This is a genomic window from Corynebacterium suranareeae, assembly GCF_002355155.1.
GTDB classification, from domain to species: Bacteria; Actinomycetota; Actinomycetes; order Mycobacteriales; family Mycobacteriaceae; genus Corynebacterium; species Corynebacterium suranareeae.
Window position 1 is genome coordinate 3068342 of the sequence record NZ_AP017369.1, and the last position, 18472, is coordinate 3086813.

Annotated in this window: 16 protein-coding genes; 7 read left to right on the forward strand and 9 right to left on the reverse strand. The window is 51.2% G+C overall.

The window, feature by feature from the left end:
- Positions 1-4: 4 nt before the first annotated feature.
- From N24_RS14150 to N24_RS14190, 9 genes are all read right to left on the reverse strand, one after another.
- Positions 5-418, reverse strand: coding sequence for a DUF4247 domain-containing protein (locus N24_RS14150; protein ID WP_096458474.1), 414 nt, complete (start codon positions 416-418; stop codon positions 5-7).
- Positions 415-915 (reverse strand): DUF2617 family protein, encoded by a 501-nt coding sequence (locus tag N24_RS14155; RefSeq protein ID WP_096458477.1) that lies wholly within the window; start codon positions 913-915, stop codon positions 415-417. The genes N24_RS14150 and N24_RS14155 overlap by 4 nt, the downstream gene beginning before the upstream one ends.
- Positions 912-1523 (reverse strand): DUF4178 domain-containing protein, encoded by a 612-nt coding sequence (locus N24_RS14160; RefSeq protein WP_096458480.1) that lies wholly within the window; start codon positions 1521-1523, stop codon positions 912-914. The genes N24_RS14155 and N24_RS14160 overlap by 4 nt, the downstream gene beginning before the upstream one ends.
- Positions 1524-1589: 66 nt before the next feature.
- Positions 1590-2471: a PRD domain-containing protein gene (locus N24_RS14165; RefSeq protein WP_096458484.1), complete on the reverse strand. Its 882-nt coding sequence runs from the start codon at positions 2469-2471 to the stop codon at positions 1590-1592.
- A 9-nt stretch (positions 2472-2480) separates the two neighbouring features.
- Positions 2481-3905: a glycoside hydrolase family 1 protein gene (locus tag N24_RS14170; RefSeq protein WP_096458486.1), complete on the reverse strand. Its 1425-nt coding sequence runs from the start codon at positions 3903-3905 to the stop codon at positions 2481-2483.
- 110 nt (positions 3906-4015) lie between these two features.
- Positions 4016-6025, reverse strand: a complete 2010-nt coding sequence (locus N24_RS14175) for a beta-glucoside-specific PTS transporter subunit IIABC (protein ID WP_096458489.1) — start codon at positions 6023-6025, stop codon at positions 4016-4018.
- 269 nt (positions 6026-6294) lie between these two features.
- Positions 6295-7530, reverse strand: coding sequence for an NAD(P)/FAD-dependent oxidoreductase (locus tag N24_RS14180; RefSeq protein ID WP_096458491.1), 1236 nt, complete (start codon positions 7528-7530; stop codon positions 6295-6297).
- A 16-nt stretch (positions 7531-7546) separates the two neighbouring features.
- On the reverse strand, positions 7547-7909 hold the full coding sequence (locus N24_RS14185; protein WP_096458494.1) for a cupin domain-containing protein: 363 nt from the start codon (positions 7907-7909) through the stop codon (positions 7547-7549).
- A 130-nt stretch (positions 7910-8039) separates the two neighbouring features.
- The gene (locus tag N24_RS14190; protein ID WP_331713149.1) at positions 8040-8822 is read right to left on the reverse strand and encodes an EamA family transporter; all 783 of its coding nucleotides are present in this window, start codon (positions 8820-8822) and stop codon (positions 8040-8042) included.
- A 354-nt stretch (positions 8823-9176) separates the two neighbouring features.
- Here N24_RS14190 and N24_RS14195 point away from each other — a divergent pair, with 354 nt between their 5' ends.
- The 7 genes from N24_RS14195 (at position 9177) to N24_RS14230 (ending at position 18471) form a co-directional block, all read left to right on the forward strand.
- A complete protein-coding gene (locus N24_RS14195; protein ID WP_096458497.1) occupies positions 9177-10142 on the forward strand; it encodes an ABC transporter substrate-binding protein in 966 nt (321 codons plus the stop codon).
- Positions 10143-10148: 6 nt separating this feature from the next.
- On the forward strand, positions 10149-11171 hold the full coding sequence (locus N24_RS14200) for an iron chelate uptake ABC transporter family permease subunit (protein WP_096458500.1): 1023 nt from the start codon (positions 10149-10151) through the stop codon (positions 11169-11171).
- 4 nt (positions 11172-11175) lie between these two features.
- Positions 11176-12258 carry a FecCD family ABC transporter permease gene (locus N24_RS14205; RefSeq protein ID WP_096458503.1) on the forward strand — a complete coding sequence of 361 codons (1083 nt, stop codon included), beginning with the start codon at positions 11176-11178 and terminating at the stop codon, positions 12256-12258.
- On the forward strand, positions 12255-13049 hold the full coding sequence (locus N24_RS14210; RefSeq protein WP_096458506.1) for an ABC transporter ATP-binding protein: 795 nt from the start codon (positions 12255-12257) through the stop codon (positions 13047-13049). Before N24_RS14205 ends, N24_RS14210 begins: the two co-directional genes overlap by 4 nt.
- A gap of 87 nt (positions 13050-13136) precedes the next feature.
- On the forward strand, positions 13137-13427 hold the full coding sequence (locus tag N24_RS14215; RefSeq protein ID WP_096458510.1) for a rhodanese-like domain-containing protein: 291 nt from the start codon (positions 13137-13139) through the stop codon (positions 13425-13427).
- A gap of 702 nt (positions 13428-14129) precedes the next feature.
- Positions 14130-14576 (forward strand): MarR family winged helix-turn-helix transcriptional regulator, encoded by a 447-nt coding sequence (locus N24_RS14225; RefSeq protein ID WP_096458516.1) that lies wholly within the window; start codon positions 14130-14132, stop codon positions 14574-14576.
- 7 nt (positions 14577-14583) lie between these two features.
- Complete coding sequence (locus N24_RS14230; protein WP_096458519.1) at positions 14584-18471, forward strand: Pls/PosA family non-ribosomal peptide synthetase; 3888 nt, start codon at positions 14584-14586, stop codon at positions 18469-18471.
- The last annotated feature ends 1 nt before the right edge of the window (position 18472 follow it).

The window sequence follows — 18472 nt, forward strand, 5'->3', positions numbered from 1 at the left end:
CTTCCTATTTGACGCCACCGCCGGAACCTGAGGATCCGCCGCTGGAACTACTTGGTGAGGATGGCCCAAAACCGCCGCCGAGCCAAATAAATGCACCACTATTGACGCGATCTAGACCTTCGACAGTGATGGTGCATTCCGGGGTGCCTTCGCCTTTCACAATGATCAAATTTTTCCGGTAGCGCAGATATTCATCACCCGTGGCTGGGTCAGTTGCCCGCTCGGTGGGTGTGGACATGCTGGCGATTTGATCAGCAACTCCGGTTTCACCCGCACACGAGTAGGTTCCGTTGTTACCTGGCCAGCGATCCGAAACTTGACTACCCACTGCGGGTTTCGCCACCACAGCAGCAACCAGACACAGCACGGCGAAGAACAAAAAGATAAATCCTAAGGTTCCGTAATTTCGGGAGCTCATGGTTTGTAAATACTCCTCGTGCTCACGATGGTTCGTTCATCTGGGTAGAGGTGGTAACTGAACCATTCCCACACATCTTCCAAAAATTCTGCCGTTAACGCTGTCAGATGATGGTCGCCTGCGCCGGGAAAACTGGCGATCAACCAGTCATCGCCACCCGCTGCGATTTCCTCGGCAGCACGGGCGAAATCTTCCTCCGACAGCACGGCCACATTGGTTTGAAGCAAGTAATTTTCCCGCGTGATGCTATCAGGCAACGGCCAACGCGCATCTTCTGCTTGTGGTGCATGGCAGGAAATTTCCTCCCGGAAACGCCCCTCGGGCGTTTCAACGGTGACCACATGCGAGCTGCCAATCACCGCTAACTGGCAGGTGCTGGGGTGTGGGGAGGCGTCGATAAGCTTATCGACGAGCACCTCCGGCAAATCCCCATTCCAACTCACGCCGAGTGCTTCGGCGCTGACATCGGCAGGTGTGCAATCTAGGTGATAAATCATGAGGCCTCTGGTGCTGGGTAAACGGTGAGTTCGCCGGGCAGCACCTTCCAACCGAGCGAGACTTCAAATTGTCCATCGGAGCCGTAGCGTTCAAAACTCAGCAACCTATTTCCACCAGCTTCGGCGAGATCCCAATACTCGAATTCTCCCTGATCAGCCACACCTGTGGTTCCTTCTGAGGTGAAGGTGCCCACGCCAGATTCAGTTTTGCGGTACCTAACGCCTTCTACTGTGACTTCACGTGCGGGTTGTTCATCAATGTCAGGTCGAGTAATCCACCATCCGAGGTTCAACTGGCCTTCGTCATACTCCACGCTTAAGTACTCACTGCCCTTGCCACCATCAAGCAGGTACTCGTGCCAAATGTACTGGCCTTGCCTAAATTGAATCGCGCCACGGCACACATAATCCACACCACCACGAGAAATAATGGCACCGGGGCCCAAAATGCGGGCATTAAAAGTGTCAGAACCATCAGCAAACTTCAATGGATCTTGACGCTGCCGAGGCTGCTGCGGTTCGCTCTTTTTCTTCTGCGCAGAAAGATAGAAGAACACAACAGCGATGATCACTAAAATGACAGCCAAGATAAGCCACGTCACATTCATGCGAAACTCCCGTGGGGGGTTGGGTTTGAGATACGTGCCAAGTCTACAGATTGGCACAGCTTCCTCTTATCGCGGCGATGTCATCAAACGTGCGATATGCAATGCCAAATACACAGCCTCATCTTCAGAGCAGGTGGTATCTAATTCCAATTGCAGCATCATGATCACTTTGCCAGCAATGGAAAAAGACACCGGATATTCATCCGCTACTTTGGATGAAAGACTAATTAACCCCTTTTCTGCCTCGTGGGCTTTGCCTTCCCGACCGATCAAGCGCTGCAGCAAAAAGCGCAGGTGGGTGATAAACCGAGCAGCCGTCATGGAATCCCGATCAATATGTTGATCCGGCAAAGCTGCTTCCACCACATCAAAAACCTTGGTGAGCAACGTGGTCAACTGCGCTGTCCTCGCCATGGAATCCTGCCGATTATTCTGCGCAAACTGTGCATTGACCACATGCAACGCCAACGACACTGCTTCATCCTCCGGCAAACTCACCTGTGCCGAATTCTTAATATGAGCCAAAGCCTTATGGCCAAACGCGAATTCTCGAGGATAAAACTGGCTGACTTCCCACCGCAGCGGATTCGGCAAAGAAATCCCTTGAGCAGCACGATCAATGGCAAAACGAATATGATCAGCCATTGCCACCACCGTGGAATCAGGAATATCCACATCACACATAAACTCTGCGGTTTCTGCCAACTCACGAGCCAACGCGATGATCGCCGGATTAAGTTCCGTGATCAACCGCGCTAATTGCTCCGGTGGTTGCATCACCGTTGGGCGGAAATATTCTTGGATCGAGTCGACCTGAACAGCAGCACCAGGAGCACGACCAAAACCCAACCCACGGCCCAACAACACAGCCCTATCTGAACCATTTTCAGCTAGAACCACGTTGTTGTTGAAGACTTGAATAATCTTCCAAGCAGTGTTGCTCACCATTGTCACTCGTTATTCTTTTTCAGGCAGGCCTAGTGCGTTACGTGCAATGACACCTTGATACCAGAAGAACGAATCTTTCCGGATGCGTGACAAAGACTTCAGATCACTATCGGTGCGATCAACATAAATAAATCCATATCGTTTGGCCACACCTTGGTGGGTGGACACCAAATCAATGGCCGACCATGGGCAATAACCGAACATATCGATGCCCTCAGCCCGAGCGTATTGGATCTGCTCAATGTGCTTGCTCAGATACTCAATACGGTAATCATCATGGACACGTCCGTCTTCGGTCAAGGTATCAAACTCACCCAAACCATTCTCCGTCAAGATCATCGGTAGTTGGTACCGGTACCAAATCTGACGCATCACCGTGCGGAAACCATTCGGATCAATGCCCCACCCAAAGCTGGTGATCTCTAAGTGCGTATTCTTCACCGCCTTGTATAAGCCCTGCTCACCCCACGCGATCTGCTGATCGCCGCTGCCATCATTGATTTCTTCCCCTTCAGCAATGGCAGCAACGGTTTGGGAATTGTAGTAATTGAACGCAATGAAGTCAGGCTTCGCGGCCTTCATGATCTCCATGTCACCATCTTCAATGGTTGGTTCCCAACCGCGTTCTGTTAGATATACCCACGCGATGCCGTTGTATTCACCACGAACGGCTAAATCTAGGTACAACCAGTTTCGGATGGCCCACCAATTATCTGCAGTAACCACATCTTGGGGTGCTTCCGTAGCTGCATACACAGGAGCGATGTTTGGTGCAGGACCGATCAAAGCATCATCCAACATCTCATGGCAGGCAATCATTGCTTTGGCCTGTGCCACAAACATATTGTGATTTTGCTGGTACAGATCCTTCTTTGCTTCCATACCGCGAAGCTTGGTGGTGCCCAAAGCATCACCATGCAAAATCATCATGTTTTGTTCATTGATGGTCAGCCACCGCTTCACTTTGGAACCATATTCACGGAACAAAATCTTGGCGTAACGCTCAAAAGCATCAACTGTGTTGCGGTTTCCCCAACCACCCTTTTCATCGAGAGCTGCGGGAAGGTCAAAGTGGTACATGGTCACCAAAGGTTCGATGCCATATTTTAGTAATTCATCGATGAGTCGGTGGTAGAACGCGATACCAGCTGGGTTTTCTTCACCATCACCATCAGGAACGATCCGAGTCCAAGCAATAGAGAAGCGGTATGTTTTTAAGCCCAGCTCTGCAAAAAGCGCGACGTCTTCTTCCACGTGATGGTAGGTATCGGTTGCAACCGTGTAATCACAGGTTCCCTCCGGGTAGCTTTCGCGTACATCAATAACAGAAGGACCCTTGCCGTCCTCATTCCAGGCACCTTCAGTTTGATAGGCCGAGGTGGATGCGCCCCAGAGGAAGTTTTCTGGAAATGGTGGAAGTTTAGAAATATGCATGACTACCTTTTCTTTCTATACGTTTAGTGCTTGTACACATTTGCACACGCACCAAAATTCCTCTTCCGTCACCTTTAATAAGGCCTAAAGAAAAGGAATCTGATGAGCATTTATGCGTGGGCGCTTAAGATCGCTGCTGGATCTGTTGAAGCTTCCGAAGGCTGGATGTGAACAACTTCCTTTCCTACCTCCACTGGCCCAAACTCAGTGGAAGTATCAACGTTAAACTTTGAGGAATTTGTCACCAGCATGATCGTTGATGGATCTAATCCTTTGTCTCGAACCAGATCCAAATCCACCTCAGCCAGTAGATCTCCTGCTTTTACTTCATCTCCGCGCTGTACATGCATGGTGAATCCTTCACCAGCAAGTGAGACAGTATCGATGCCAATGTGGATCAAGACATCTACTCCACCTGCTGCACGGAGTCCAAATGCATGTCCAGTTTTCATGGCAACTTTTACCGTCGCATCACAGGGTGCATAGATTTTTCCGGAGTTTGGCAGGATGGAGATTCCCGCTCCCATTTTTCCACTGCGAAATACTGGATCAGATACCTCAGACAACGCAACCAGCGTGCCGTCAACTGGAGCGTTCAATGTGAGTGAGGAAAATTCTGATTCCAAAGCAGGTACTTCTTCTACTTCGGTTTCTTCCTTAACTTCTGCTGCGAGCTTTTGATCTGCTGCAGCAGTTGCATCGTTTGCCAAGTCTTCTTTAGTCATTCCGAAGAAGTAGGTCAAAACAGCTGCGAGAACAAAGGACACTGCTGTGCCGGCGACAAGCCAACCAATGGTGTTGTTGGTTCCGGAAGGATCAATGCCGATGGGAAGTGTGAGTAAACCTGGTGCACCAGTGCCATAAACCATGGTTGAAGTTGCACCAATCATCGCTCCACCAACGCCTGCCGAAATAACAGCGATAACAAACGGGCGCTTTCTTGGCAGGGTCACACCATAAACAGCTGGTTCTGTAATGCCGAAGATACCGGCCAACGCTGCAGAACCAGACAATGCTTTTTGTTGCTTGTCACGCAGGCGCAGGAATAAGCCAAATGCAGCACCGGCTTGGGAGAGCACTGCTGGGAAACATGCAGCTTTGAGTGGATCAAATCCATTGATGGAAATGTTGTTGATAAACACCGGCACGATGCCCCAGTGCACACCGAAAATCACCATGATCTGCCACAGCATCGCAATCAAAATTCCGGAAACGATCGGTGAGAAATCATAAGCAGATTGCAGCATTGCCGCCAGCCCGTTACCAAGCCATACACCTGCAGGTCCCAATGTTGCCAACGTCAGTGGCACCATGACAGCCAAGACGACCATTGGAAGGATGAAGTTTCGGATGGACTCATGCAAAACCTTAGCTACCTGGCGTTCTAAGAGGGATTGCACCCAGACAGCAATGATGATGGGGATAACAGTCGAGGTATAAGACTGCAGCACCACCGGTATCCCTAAGAAAGTGACGTCATTGCCCGCTTTTTGGAATGCCAGCAATGTCATCGACTGCACTTCGCCATCAACAAGCACGGAAACTGCTTGGAGCTGCGTGTACAGCAGTGCGCCGGCTAGAGCGACTGAAGTAAACACATTCGCACCGAATTTACGTGCTGCAGTAATGGCAAGAATGATCGGCAGGAACATGAAGAATGCATCGCCGGCCGCATAAAGAATCTGATAGGTAGTAGATGTTGTATCAACCCAGTGAGCTGCGGCGGCCACAGCAAGGAGACCTTTTAAGATACCCACACCAGCCATGGGTCCTAGGATGGGAGCAAAAATGGAGGAAACAATATCAACGGCTTTACCCAGGAAGTTTCCGGATCCACCGCCTTGAGTAGCACCTTCTGTATCTGCAGTGATTGCTGCTGGCAAAGCTGCGTAGACCTGTGGAACGTTGTTTCCAATCACTACCTGGAATTGTCCACCAGATTCAACAACCGTGATTACTCCGGGTAGCTTTTTGATCTCTACGTCTTGTGCCTTTGAACGATCTTTAAGCACAAACCTTAACCGCGTTGCGCAGTGAACCACGGAAGAAACGTTGTCTTCCCCACCGACGCGCGACATTATCTCACCCGCTAAGGCTGGATAATCCACTTTTGTGGCCATGATGGACCTTCCTTGAAAAGCTTAAAGGATTGCTTCCCACCTGCTCCAAGAATGCAAAAAACCTGGTCACCGGTGGTGATCACGCAACCTTAAAAGGCTGCACAATCAGCATTGGTGACCAGGTTTTGCTTCCAGTGACTGGAATAACAACCCTGATGGACTGTTGCTTGTGTAACTCGAAATTTACTCTAGATCAACTCTTGTAGAAAACGCAATAGCATTGGATGTGATAAACACCCACGCCATCTATATTTTCCGCAAGAACCCAACTAGACCTGCGAAAACGGAATCGTCGGGTCCTCCAGTTTCTTCGGATCAATCTTTTTACCCTCCGCGATCAGTGGCTTGATGTCATCAAGTACATCCCACACGTTGACGTTCATCGCAGCGAGGATAGTGCTATTTTCATCAATCCAAAACGCCACAAACTCTCGCGTGTTCAGATCACCGCGGATAACTACCTGTTCTTGTGAACCGGTGGCATGGCCGACATATTCACAACCAAGATCAAATTGGTCGGTGAAAAAGTACGGCAAGTTGGTGAACTCAGTTGCTTGACCCAACAAAGATTTCACTGCAGCAGCTGGTTGGTTCAGCGCAGTTGCCCAGTGTTCTACACGGATGCGGTGTCCAAGGACTGGGTGATCATGGTTTGCAATATCACCGACAGCATAAATATCAGGATCACTAGTACGTAAAGTGGCATCCACTAAAACACCGTTATCAATGTCAAGACCTGCGGTTTCTGCCAAATCAACCACCGGGGTCACACCAATTCCGATGACCACGGCATCTGCTGGAACCGCGTCACCGTCTTCAAGGCGCACACCCACTGCTTGTCCATCCTCGGTGACAATTTCTGTAATTTTCACCTCGGTGCGCAGATCAACACCATTGGCAATATGCAGATCTGCAAACACTTGAGCAACTTTTTCACCCAAGATTTTAAGCAGTGGTAGCTTGCCACCTTCCAGCACTGTTACATCTGTGCCAGCTCCACGAGCAGCGGATGCAACTTCCAGCCCAATCCAACCACCACCAATGATGGCTAGCTTTTTGCCTTCGCCGAAGGTGGAACGAATCGCATCAGAATCTTCTACGGTACGTAGATAGTGAACGTTGTTGGCATCAGCACCTGGGAGTGGAAGCTTTCGCACCGTGGAACCAGTGGCTAAAACAAGTTTGTCGTAATCAAGTGTTTCGGTTGCCCCACCAGCATCGACAGTAACTTTATGCCCAGCAGCGTCAATGGAAGTTGCTCGTGCACCTTGACGTAGCGTGACATTGTTTTCTTCATACCACTGAGCGGGATGCACAAGTGCTTTATCAAATTCGGCCTTACCGGCCAGATATTCCTTGGACAGCGGTGGGCGTTCATAAGGAAGATGATCTTCCCCGGCGATCAGCATGACAGATCCTTCGAATCCGCTTTCACGCAGGGCCTCTGCAGTTTTGGCTCCGGCTAGCCCTCCGCCAATAATGAGGACGTTTTGTGGTGTGCTCATGTCAAACTCCTGTTCCTTAAATGTGAGGTCGTTGAATCACGACAGTTAGGAAAACTGCGGCGTCTTCCAACGCAATGAGGCTGTGATGATGCTGCGGGATAACAACGTGATCGTCTTCCCCCAAATCGATCGATTGATCCCCCACGACCAATCGGACCCGGCCCTTCAAAACATGCAGGAGAGCTTCGCCCGGGTTTTCGTGCTCCGATAATTCATGATCTTTACGCAATGCCAGCAATACCTGCGACAGTGAACCTTTAGGGATCGCGCGGAACACGTGAGTTGCGCGCCCACTGTGTGCCTGCGCTGCTTTTTCCATGAGCTCATCTGCACGCTCACTGATATTTACGCTGCTCATCGGTTCGATTGACTCGGACATACCACTTGTCTCCTTTGCGGCGAATGCGCATCAAGAACTGCGCATCACACCTAGGTGGGGCCGTGAACTTTTAATTTGCACTGTTTTTTCCGAGTTTATACAAAGTCGGGTTGAAGCGTCGAAAAGCAATTTATTGCTTGACGACGAGCGCAAGCGTGCCTACCACGATGAGCGCCAGCCCGAGGCTAGCTTTTTTAGACAGCTTTTCGCGGAAAACAATCGCGCCGAATGCTAATGAGACCAAAATGCTGAGCTTATCGATCGGCACGACCACACTAGCTGGCCCATCTTGCAGCGCGCGGAAATAGCACAGCCAGGACAAACCGGTGGTCAAACCGGACAAAATAAGAAAGAGCCAACTACGTTTATCGACCGTAAATATTTGCTTGTGCGTGCGCTGAATAAATACGATCAGCCACGCCCTAACAAGGACGACGCAGGTGCGAATCGCAGTGCCCAAGGTGGATTCAACCCCTTCAATGCCGATCTTGCCAAGGATCGCGGTTAGCGCAGCAAATATCGCAGCCCCTGAAGCATAAAGCAGCCACGACCAGCCATGTTTTTCCGACACCTCTCCCACATCGGTCTTGCGTTCAATCATCAACAGCGTTCCAACACCAATTCCCACCATCGCCGCCAACACCCACGCATTGACCTGTTCGCCGAGAAAGATAATCGCCAGAAGCATGGTAAGCACCGTGCTGGATTTATCAACAGGAACCACCTTGTTGATATCGCCAACTTTCAACGCTTTGAAATAACACAACCACGATGCGCCCGTAGCCAGGCCGGAGAGAATCAAAAAGATCCAGGTACCAGCATCAATATCTTTGATTGCGCTCAAAGATCCAGCCAACGGCACGATCAACCACGCCAGCACCAAAACCACTATGGTGCGAATGGCGGTTGCCAGATTTCAGTCGATATCGCGGATGCCCAGCCTGGCCAGCACCGCTGTCACACCAGCAAACAATGCTGAACCGATAGCAAAGGTCAACCACATAATTTTTTACCGCTCCTATTTATGCCTTAATTGCCTTTAATGTCAGAGGCTGCTGGCCCATCTTGATCATCAAGACATTACAGCGATATATCGCAAACTCACAGTAATCCTGAGAAAAAGCTCGCAGCCTGCACGCTCATAAAGCGCGCCATCACGCAAACCTATGTTTCATAAATTCCACATTCTTAAGGTTAGGCATACCTGATACCAACGGTGTATATTTTCCTTGTTCAAACAATGTCCCATCCAACAAAGGAAACCCCAGTGAAAAAGTCAGCTTTGTTCACTCTCGGAGCCGTTGCAGCACTTCTTTTAAGTGCATGCGGTTCATCCAATGAAGAAACTTCAGCAGAAACCACTTCAGCTCAAGAAGGTGAACAGATCACTTTCACCCACCCAACTATTGATGGCCTGGAGCTAGAGTTTGAAAACCAACCAGAAACCTTGGTGATGGACTGCTACGCCTACAGCTCCTTGCATGAATATGGTCTCAAGCCAGATGCACTCTTTGGCTATGAATGTGACAACTCTGCGCTGATGGGTGACGCTGACACGGCGGGCATTGAAAAGATCGGCCAAGACGGTGAGATCGATATCGAGAAACTGGCTGAGCTTCGCCCCGATGTCATCATTGGCAACGGCAACGCTGATGGTTGGTCTTGGTTCGATGACGATGTCAATGCACAGCTGCTGCGCGTAGCTCCATTTGTGCCACTGCCTTCTGAAGGTTCCATTGATGAAAAGATTGCCGATACCCGCGAGATTGCGGACTTCCTTGGCGCAGATGTAGAAGCAGATAATATTGTGGCTGCTGACGCCGACTTGGATGAGGCTAAAGAGGCATTCACCTCTGCTGTTGATGGCAAAGACTTCAACTTCCTGTTGGCAAGCCCAACTAAGGAAATGCTCTACACCGGTGTCGGTTTCGCACAAGCTGATCTTCTAGAAGAACTCGGTGCAACCATCGTCGGACCTGATGCACCAGCAGAGGGTAACCCATGGGGCAAGGTGGCATGGGAGGATGCTTCCACCTATCCAGCCGATGTCATCTTGGTTGAAAACTATGACGAAGAAGCACCGTTTACTGCTGAACTTTGGGACAACTTGCCAGCAGTTCAGGCTGATCAAGTAAGCACATGGTCATCCAAGGGAGCTTTAACCAGCCGCACCTATGCGGATTGGCTACAAGATCTAGCAGACAAGGTTAATACCTACAACAAGGTGGCATAGCCTTTCATGACAGTCACACAAGATAAGCCAACCGCTCAAATAAACCGCACGGCGGGCTTAATTGTTTTAACCTTTGTCTGCTGTGGGGCGCTAGCGCTCAGCATGGCAGTTGGGTCTAGAACAATCCCGCTTTCAGATATTCTGTTTTACCTCCTAAATCCCGATCCAGCTGATCCAGTCTCCCAAGTGGTGTGGCAGTCGAGAGTGCCTCGCACTGTATTGATCCTTGTTGCAGGTGCAGCGCTAGGTGTTGCTGGAGGTCTCATGCAGGCGGTAACCAGAAATCCGATGACTGATCCCGGGATTTTGGGGGTGAATGCTGGAGCTTCCCTCATGGTTGTTGTCGGACTGGCGTTTTTCGGTGTGACTGATATTTCGCATTACATGTGGTGGTCTTTCGCTGGCGCGACGATCACCTCAGTTGCGGTTTTTGCTATTGGTAATACAGGCCCCATGCGCGGAAGTCCCGTTCGTATGACGTTGTCTGGTGTGGCTTTAGGCGCTGTACTTGGAGGTTTTACCTCTGCAGTATTACTCACCAACTCAACTGTCCTCGAACGTATGCGTGGTTGGTCGGCAGGCACCACAGCTTCGCAACCTCTTGATGCAACGTTATCCATTGTGCCGTTCATCATTGTCGGATTAATCATTGCACTTTCGTGCACGCGAGCGTTAGATGTTTTATCTCTTGGTGAAGCCGCAGCTGTTGCCATGGGTGCCCACCCTCAACGAACCCGACTGTGGGCTTTGGTGGCAATCGCTTTGTTAGCTGGTGGTGCAACAGCAGCTGCAGGCCCCATTGGCTTTATCGGTTTGTTAGCCCCACATTTATCCCGCATGGTGGTGGGTCCGCATCAAGGCTGGATTATGGCCTACTGCGTTGTCTTGGCTCCTGCAATCCTTGGCGTTAGCGATGTCATTGGGCGAGTAATCACCGCTGGTGAAGTGCCAGTTGGTGTGGTTACAGCTTTTGTTGGGGCTCCACTACTTATCTACATGGTGCGTAAGTACCGCATGCCGGAGGTGTAACCCGATGGTTGATACACAAATAAAAAAGCCAACTCAACCTGCCTTAGATTTTGGCCGAAAAATTTACCGGATCGGCCCGAAATCAAGGCCATTTCTGCTGATTAGTGCGCGCACCGCCATCATCACTGGAATTTTATGGATCGCCACTGCCACTTTGGCCATGTATTCATTAGTTAATGGATCTGCCTCAATCACCGTCGGCGAAGCCTTGCAGGCTGTGGCCGGCAACGGGGATTCTTTTACCACCATGATCGTTGTGGAATGGCGCGCGCCCCGCATACTGTTAGCAATTTTGTTGGGCGCAACGTTGGCAATGAGTGGTGCGATTTTCCAAAACCTCACCGCCAACCCACTGGGTTCTCCTGATGTGATTGGTTTTCAAACGGGTTCTTATACCGGGGCTCTTATTGTCATGCTTGTCATCGGTGGTAGTTCCGCAGCAACAATGGTCGGTGCTTTAACAGGTGGCATTGTTACCGCAATGGTTGTATTTTTCTTAGCATCTAAGCGTGGTTTTGCGGGCGGAGTTCGTCTTATCATCGTTGGCATTGGTGTCAGTGCGATTCTGGCGTCCATCAACGTGTGGATCTTGCTTACTGCTTCTGTTGAAGATGCCATCATGGCTAGCTTGTGGGGTGCCGGTAACCTGTCTGGAACTTCATGGAAATCCTTAGCACTGGCAGCAGTTGGTTCCATTGTGTTTATCGGAACTGCGGTATTGCTGGCGCGTCCAATGCGCCTTATGCAAATCGGTGTCCCTTTTGCTGTGGCGTTGGGACAAAACGTCAAAGTTGTACAGATCATGGCCGTTATCGCAGGTATCGGCCTTACCGCTTTGGCTACAGCTACGGCTGGCCCGATTTCCTTTATTGCACTGGCTGCCCCTCAAATCGCTCGCCGTCTTGTCCATGTGGATGGCTTAGCGCTTGCTCCTAGCGCAGCGGTTGGATCCTTCTTGCTTATTCTCGCGGATACGATTGCGCAGCGCATTAATCCAGAATCGCCACTACCAGTGGGTATTGTTACGGTATCCATCGGTGGCGTGTACTTCCTATGGCTTCTACTGAGAGAAGGTCGACGCAAATGACACGTCTTGCCCTAGAAAATGCTCGCCTCGGATACGCAGACAAAGTCATCTGCCAAGATGTCAGTCTAGATGTCCCTGATGGGCAGTTCACCGTTATTGTCGGCCCCAACGCGTGCGGTAAGTCCACGTTGCTAAAAAGCCTTACCCGCTTGATCTCTCCTATGCATGGCCAGATCCTGCTTGATGGCCATTCTTTGCACAATCTTCCTACTCGCGATGTCGCACGCAAGGTTGGGCTTCTCCCCCAGGGCCCAATCGCGCCAGATGGAATCCGGGTTATTGATTTGGTGTCTCGTGGACGATACCCACACCAGAGCTTATTCAAGCCCTGGTCCCCAGAAGACGAGGCGGCGGTTGCAGAAGCCATGGACGCAACAGGCATCAGAGAGCTTTCAGGCAGGCTTGTCGACGAACTCTCCGGCGGTCAGCGTCAACGCGTCTGGATGGCTGTGGCTCTAGCCCAACAAACGCCCATTTTGCTGCTTGATGAGCCAACGACATTTCTTGATGTCAGCTACCAGATTGAACTTTTGGAGCTGTGCCGAAAATTAAACCGAAACAGCGGTCACACTTTGGTTGCTGTCCTGCATGATTTAAACCAGGCTGCCCGCTACGCCGATCACATCATCGCGATGAAAGATGGTGAGGTTGTGGCATCCGGCAGCCCTGATGCTGTTATTACTGAAGAATTAGTACGTACGGTTTTCGGCGTAGATTCCATCATCATCCAAGATCCAGAATCCGGCGCGCCATTGATGATCCCAACGTGGGGGCACGCTGACCACCACTAGCGTGCAAAAGTTCACCACTCCTCGCAATCCCCTCCTGTGGTGACTAACCTCTACAGCATAAACATCTAATGAAGGAGAATGCCCCACATGAAGGAAGTATCTGTCAACGACGTTCCAGCAGGCGCACAGCTGATCGATGTTCGTGAAGTAGATGAGTTCGCTGAGGTTCGTGCACAAGGTGCGATCAATATCCCAATGAGTGAGATCGTTGGCCGAGTTGATGAAATTGATTTAGACCGCGATATTTATGTCATCTGCAAGCTGGGTGGACGTTCCGCCAAGGTTGCTGAATACCTTGAGCAGCGTGGCATTGAAGCCATCAATGTTGACGGCGGAACTGAAGGATGGGTTGCTGCAGGACTGCCAACTGAGTCCTAAATTTTTCCTGTTCAAGATCTCGATGTTCCTTAAATCCACGGAGCATCGAGATTTTTTCATGCAGAAACGTGATGCCATTGATTCCACACTTAAAGGTGGTGCGCTTCTACCCCTGATAGACATTTTTCACCAGAGTCGTTTATTGCCCGTTTAAGGCTTCGAGATTTTCGAATGCGTATTTGTATCGACTACGTGCCCAAAACTCGTTACAAGCGCTTCTGGGGAGGTATGACTTTTGGGGTTCAGCGCCAGAAATCAAACCGGACCAAACCAGGAGACCCAAAATCTTCAAAACCTTAAATGCTGGGTCTCTGTGTTTGGTGTCGCGCTTGATAAACCAAACTGAGAGACCCAGGATCTTAAAAAATCCGAAAACTGGGCACCCCAGTTTGGTCCCAAGCATCGCCCGCAGCAAAACACCCAACCAAGCACTCGAATACTCACCTCCACTTGAGTAACTGTACAAATCCGACGCAACTCGGAGAACTTTCCCGCAATATTGCAATAAATTTGGGCGCCATAAGCTCCACCCCATAAAAAGATCCATCCCTAAAGCCATGGATTACGCTCACCGCCATCGGCACTACCCACCCACACCCAACGCCCCGCAACCAGGCATTTTAGAAACTTACCCCAATCAACAAAATAATGGGCTTTCCCCATGATTCGCTAAGTCCCATTGTTGGCGTTACGCTTATACACATGGCTACGCATCCAGATATCCCAACAGAGCTGCTTGAATCCCCGAGCTATCAACTTGAGCGTCTTCGACGCCGTACTCGTGACCATGTGGAGGCAGAATTGTCTAAACATGACACCACGATGAGGGAATTCTGGACGCTTACGTGTTTGGTCCATTCCAATGCTGCAAGCCAGTCAGTTCTGTGTGAGCTGCTGGCTATCGATGCTTCGGATATGGTCAGACTGGTTGATGCATTAGAGAAGCGCGGTTGGGCAAAAAGGGAACGTGATCCCAAAGACCGTCGGCGTCAGATCGTTGCTTCAACCAAGAAGGGAAAAGCTGCTCAGGCGGACTTACACAAAGTTGTGCTTGTGGCAGAGGATGCTGCGTTGGATGAGTCTACATCCAAGCAGTTGAAGCACCTTCGCAAGTTGGCCGCAGCAATTATCGCTACCGAAGAGGACTAATTTAAACGTGGCATTAAGCAGTGTCCCCGCCCAGTTCCTAAGGTCCGCCGAGGCTCCGCCGAAGCGTACGTTGTGGGACATTTTGGAATCTATCGCCTCCACTTATCCTGAAGCCGCAGCTATTGATGATGGCCAGGTACTTACCTATGCGGAGCTTTTAGAGGAAGTCACTACGCTGGCTGATTCTATGCATACCCAAGGTGTTCGTCGGGGTGATCGCATTGGTATTCGTATGCCTTCGGGTACGCGTGATCTTTATATCGCTATTTTGGCTACGTTGGCTGCTGGTGCTGCATATGTTCCAGTGGATGCGGATGATCCAGAGGAACGCGCTGAGATGGTGTTCGGCGAAGCGAATATTAACGCGCTTTTTGATGCCTCGGGTTTCCATATGATCCGCCCAACCGCAGGTGGCGATACCCGCAGGCCTCGCCTTGATGATACTGCGTGGATTATTTTCACCTCTGGTTCTACTGGCAAGCCGAAAGGCGTGGCGGTTTCTCACCGTTCGGCAGCTGCTTTTGTCGATGCCGAAGCACAGATGTTTTTAGTCAACCATCCTTCTGGCCCACTTGGCCCAGAAGACCGCGTCCTTGCAGGATTGTCTGTAGCCTTTGATGCTTCTTGCGAGGAAATGTGGTTGGCATGGGGACATGGTGCTTGCCTGGTCCCGGCGCCGCGCTCGCTGGTTCGCTCAGGCATGGATTTAGGCCCGTGGTTGATCCGCCGCGATATCAGCGTAGTGTCCACGGTTCCTACCCTGGCTGGCCTGTGGCCAGCAGAAGCATTGTCGCAGGTCCGCCTGCTCATTGTCGGCGGGGAGGCTTGCTCGCAGGAGCTCGTCGAACGCTTATCGACGCCCGACCGCGAAGTTTGGAACACCTACGGCCCAACTGAAGCAACGGTGGTTGCTTGTGGCACACAACTGCACGCTGGCCAGCCAGTAGGTATTGGTTTACCTCTTGCTGGGTGGGATTTGGTAGTAGTCAATGATGCTGGCGACCCAGTTGAGGTTGGTGAAGTCGGTGAATTAGTCATCGGCGGTGTCGGACTTGCTCGCTATTTGGATCCGGAAAAAGATCGGGAAAAGTACGCTCCTTTAAAGTCTGTGGGTTGGAGCAGGGCATATCGCTCCGGTGACCATGTGCGTTTGGAGGAAGACGGCCTGTACTTTGTGGGTCGTGTGGATGATCAGGTCAAAATTGGTGGCCGACGCATCGAACTTGGTGAGGTTGATGCCAATGTTGCAGCACTTCCCAATGTGCGTTCTTCAGCGGTAGTGGTTCAAACCACGGGCGCGGATCAAAAAGTTCTTGTTGCGTATGTGTCTTTGGAAGACGCTGCTGCAGGTTTCGATCACGATGGTGCAGCTGCTCGTCTTAGTGACACCATGCCCGCAGCGTTGGTCCCGCGCATTCATGTGATGGATGAGCTTCCTGTTACTACATCAGGCAAAGTAGATAAGAAATCTTTGCCGTGGCCTCTGCCTGGAACTGTTGTGGAAGCCGATGATCTTAGTGCTACTGAAGCGTGGCTAGCGCAAGAGTGGGTGGATATTCTTGGAACCTCAGTCAGTGATAAAGATGCTGATTTCTTTAGCCTCGGAGGTACTTCTCTAGCAGCGGCAACGTTGGTCGGTCGAGTTCGTGAAAAGGTTCCCACAGCAGCGGTGCGTGATCTTTATGATCATCCGCGTTTGGAGAAATTCGCCGAACGCATCGAGACAATCGCTGCAGAGACCGGTATCTCTTTGGAATCTCCACACGAGGTTGAACAGCGTGTGGTTGTCCCAGTTGCTGCAAGCACGCGGGTGATCCAAACCCTCATTCAGATTCCGATCATGACGCTTCAAGCAGCGCAGTGGCTGGCGTGGCTGTTGTTGGGCAACAATATTTTGGTAGCTTTGGACGTCCAGTGGGCGACACCTGTGTCATGGTGGCTTGTTGTTGCCATGATCTTGATTTTCGCAACCCCGATTGGCAGGCTTCCGATTGGTGGTTGGGGTGCACGGTTAATTACCAAGGGAATAACACCTGGGGATTACCCTCGTGGTGGCTCCACACATTTGCGTATTTGGACTGCTGAACGTCTTGCTGATGCCTCTGGTTCACGCAATATTTCTGGTGCCACCTGGGTGAACTATTTCGCCCGTGCACTTGGCGTCAAGCTTGGCAAAGGGGTGGATCTGCACTCACTGCCACCAGTGACAGGCCTGTTGACCTTGGGTAACAATGTCTCAATCGAGCAAGAAGTTGATATGCGCGGCTACTGGCTCGATGGTGATATTTTGCATGTTGGTGCTATTGAAGTGCATGAAAATGCACGTATCGGCGCACGTTCTACGCTTCTTCCAGGCACTGTGGTGGGCAAAGGCGCACATTTGTTGCCGGGTTCCACAGTTACTGGCGATAAAACCATTAAGCCGGGCTCTCGTTGGGCTGGTTCACCTGCGCAAAAAGTTGGTCGCGCAAAGCACAGGTTCCCGGAATCTCAGCCTCCACGCAGGTCACGCTGGGTTCCCGTATTCGGCGCAACCTCAATTGTGTTGTCGCTGTTACCACTTGTGGCATTGGGAGCTGGCGCTGCGCTGACCTTGTGGTTGGCCACCATTAGCCCCATTTCACTCGCAGTGGGTGTCTTAGTTTTTGCCACGGTAGGCGCTTTGGCTGCGTTTTTTGTCTACACCGGAATCATTTGGGTGTTGGTCAGGCTGCTCCAAATTGGTATCACTGGTGGCATCACACCTGTCAGATCACGGCTTGGTTGGCAGGTGTGGACCGTGGAACGATTGATGGATGATGCCCGCACGTACCTCTTCCCTTTGTATGCCTCTCAATTAACTCCACTGTGGTTTAGGAGTTTGGGTGCGAAGATCGGCAAGGATGTAGAAATCTCCACTGCGGTGATGATCCCGAAACTGGCCGATATCCGCGAAGGCGCATTCCTAGCAGATGACACCCTCATCGGCGGATATGAATTGGGCCATGGTTGGTTGCTCAGCGGTGAAACACGCGTGGGTAAACGTTCCTTCTTGGGCAACTCCGGCATTGCTGGGCCTGAGCGTAAATTGGCTAAAAATTCCTTGGTTGCAGTCCTTTCATCGACTCCGAAGAAGGCGAAAGCTAATTCCAACTGGTGGGGTTCACCACCGGAGCGGATGCGTCGAGTAACCGTGGAAGTTGATGAAGGTGAATCCAAAACCTACAACCCAGGCATGGGAGTCAAAATTGCTCGTGGTGTGGTAGAAACAGCCAGGCTTCTTGCACCGATGACCTCTGGTGTTTTAGCTGCGTTTTCTTTGCTGCTCATGCAGTATCTACTTCAGGAATTCAATATGTGGATCAGCTGGTTGCTTGGAGGACTTATTCTCATGGCGGTCGGTGTGTTAGCCATGGGGATTACGGTTGTGATGAAGTGGGTGTGCGTCGGCAAGCATAAGCCCTCAGAGCATCCTCTCTGGAGCCGCTTTGTCTGGCTTAATGAGCTGCAAGATGCGTTTGTGGAATCCGTCGCCGGGCCGTGGTTCTTGGTGCCCAATTTGGGCACCGGCGCGCTGAATCTTGGTTTGAGTGCGCTGGGCGCGCATATTGGCCGTGGTGCGTGGATCGAATCGTATTGGCTGCCCGAAACCGACCTGTGTTTTATCGGTGAAGGCGCCACGGTTGGCCCTGGCGTGGTCGTACAAACGCACCTCTTCCAGGACCGCGTGATGAGCCTGGATACGGTGAGTATCGCTGCAGGCGCCACCCTAGCGGACCACTCCGTTGCCTTACCGGCTTCGCTTATCGACGCCTCCGCCACCATCGGCCCCGGCTCCCTGGTGATGCGCGGCGACAAGGTCCCAGCGCATACCCGCTGGCAGGGCAACCCAATTGAGCCCTGGATAAACTCCTAAA

Bases quoted from the DNA above. Each gene is read 5' to 3' on its own strand.
- N24_RS14150 (WP_096458474.1), bottom strand. From the start codon at position 418: ATGAGCTCCCGAAATTACGGAACCTTAGGATTTATCTTTTTGTTCTTC.
- N24_RS14155 (WP_096458477.1), bottom strand. From the start codon at position 915: ATGATTTATCACCTAGATTGCACACCTGCCGATGTCAGCGCCGAAGCA.
- N24_RS14160 (WP_096458480.1), bottom strand. From the start codon at position 1,523: ATGAATGTGACGTGGCTTATCTTGGCTGTCATTTTAGTGATCATCGCT.
- N24_RS14165 (WP_096458484.1), bottom strand. From the start codon at position 2,471: ATGGTGAGCAACACTGCTTGGAAGATTATTCAAGTCTTCAACAACAAC.
- N24_RS14170 (WP_096458486.1), bottom strand. From the start codon at position 3,905: ATGCATATTTCTAAACTTCCACCATTTCCAGAAAACTTCCTCTGGGGC.
- N24_RS14175 (WP_096458489.1), bottom strand. From the start codon at position 6,025: ATGGCCACAAAAGTGGATTATCCAGCCTTAGCGGGTGAGATAATGTCG.
- N24_RS14180 (WP_096458491.1), bottom strand. From the start codon at position 7,530: ATGAGCACACCACAAAACGTCCTCATTATTGGCGGAGGGCTAGCCGGA.
- N24_RS14185 (WP_096458494.1), bottom strand. From the start codon at position 7,909: ATGTCCGAGTCAATCGAACCGATGAGCAGCGTAAATATCAGTGAGCGT.
- N24_RS14200 (WP_096458500.1), top strand. From the start codon at position 10,149: ATGACAGTCACACAAGATAAGCCAACCGCTCAAATAAACCGCACGGCG.
- N24_RS14205 (WP_096458503.1), top strand. From the start codon at position 11,176: ATGGTTGATACACAAATAAAAAAGCCAACTCAACCTGCCTTAGATTTT.
- N24_RS14210 (WP_096458506.1), top strand. From the start codon at position 12,255: ATGACACGTCTTGCCCTAGAAAATGCTCGCCTCGGATACGCAGACAAA.
- N24_RS14215 (WP_096458510.1), top strand. From the start codon at position 13,137: ATGAAGGAAGTATCTGTCAACGACGTTCCAGCAGGCGCACAGCTGATC.
- N24_RS14225 (WP_096458516.1), top strand. From the start codon at position 14,130: ATGGCTACGCATCCAGATATCCCAACAGAGCTGCTTGAATCCCCGAGC.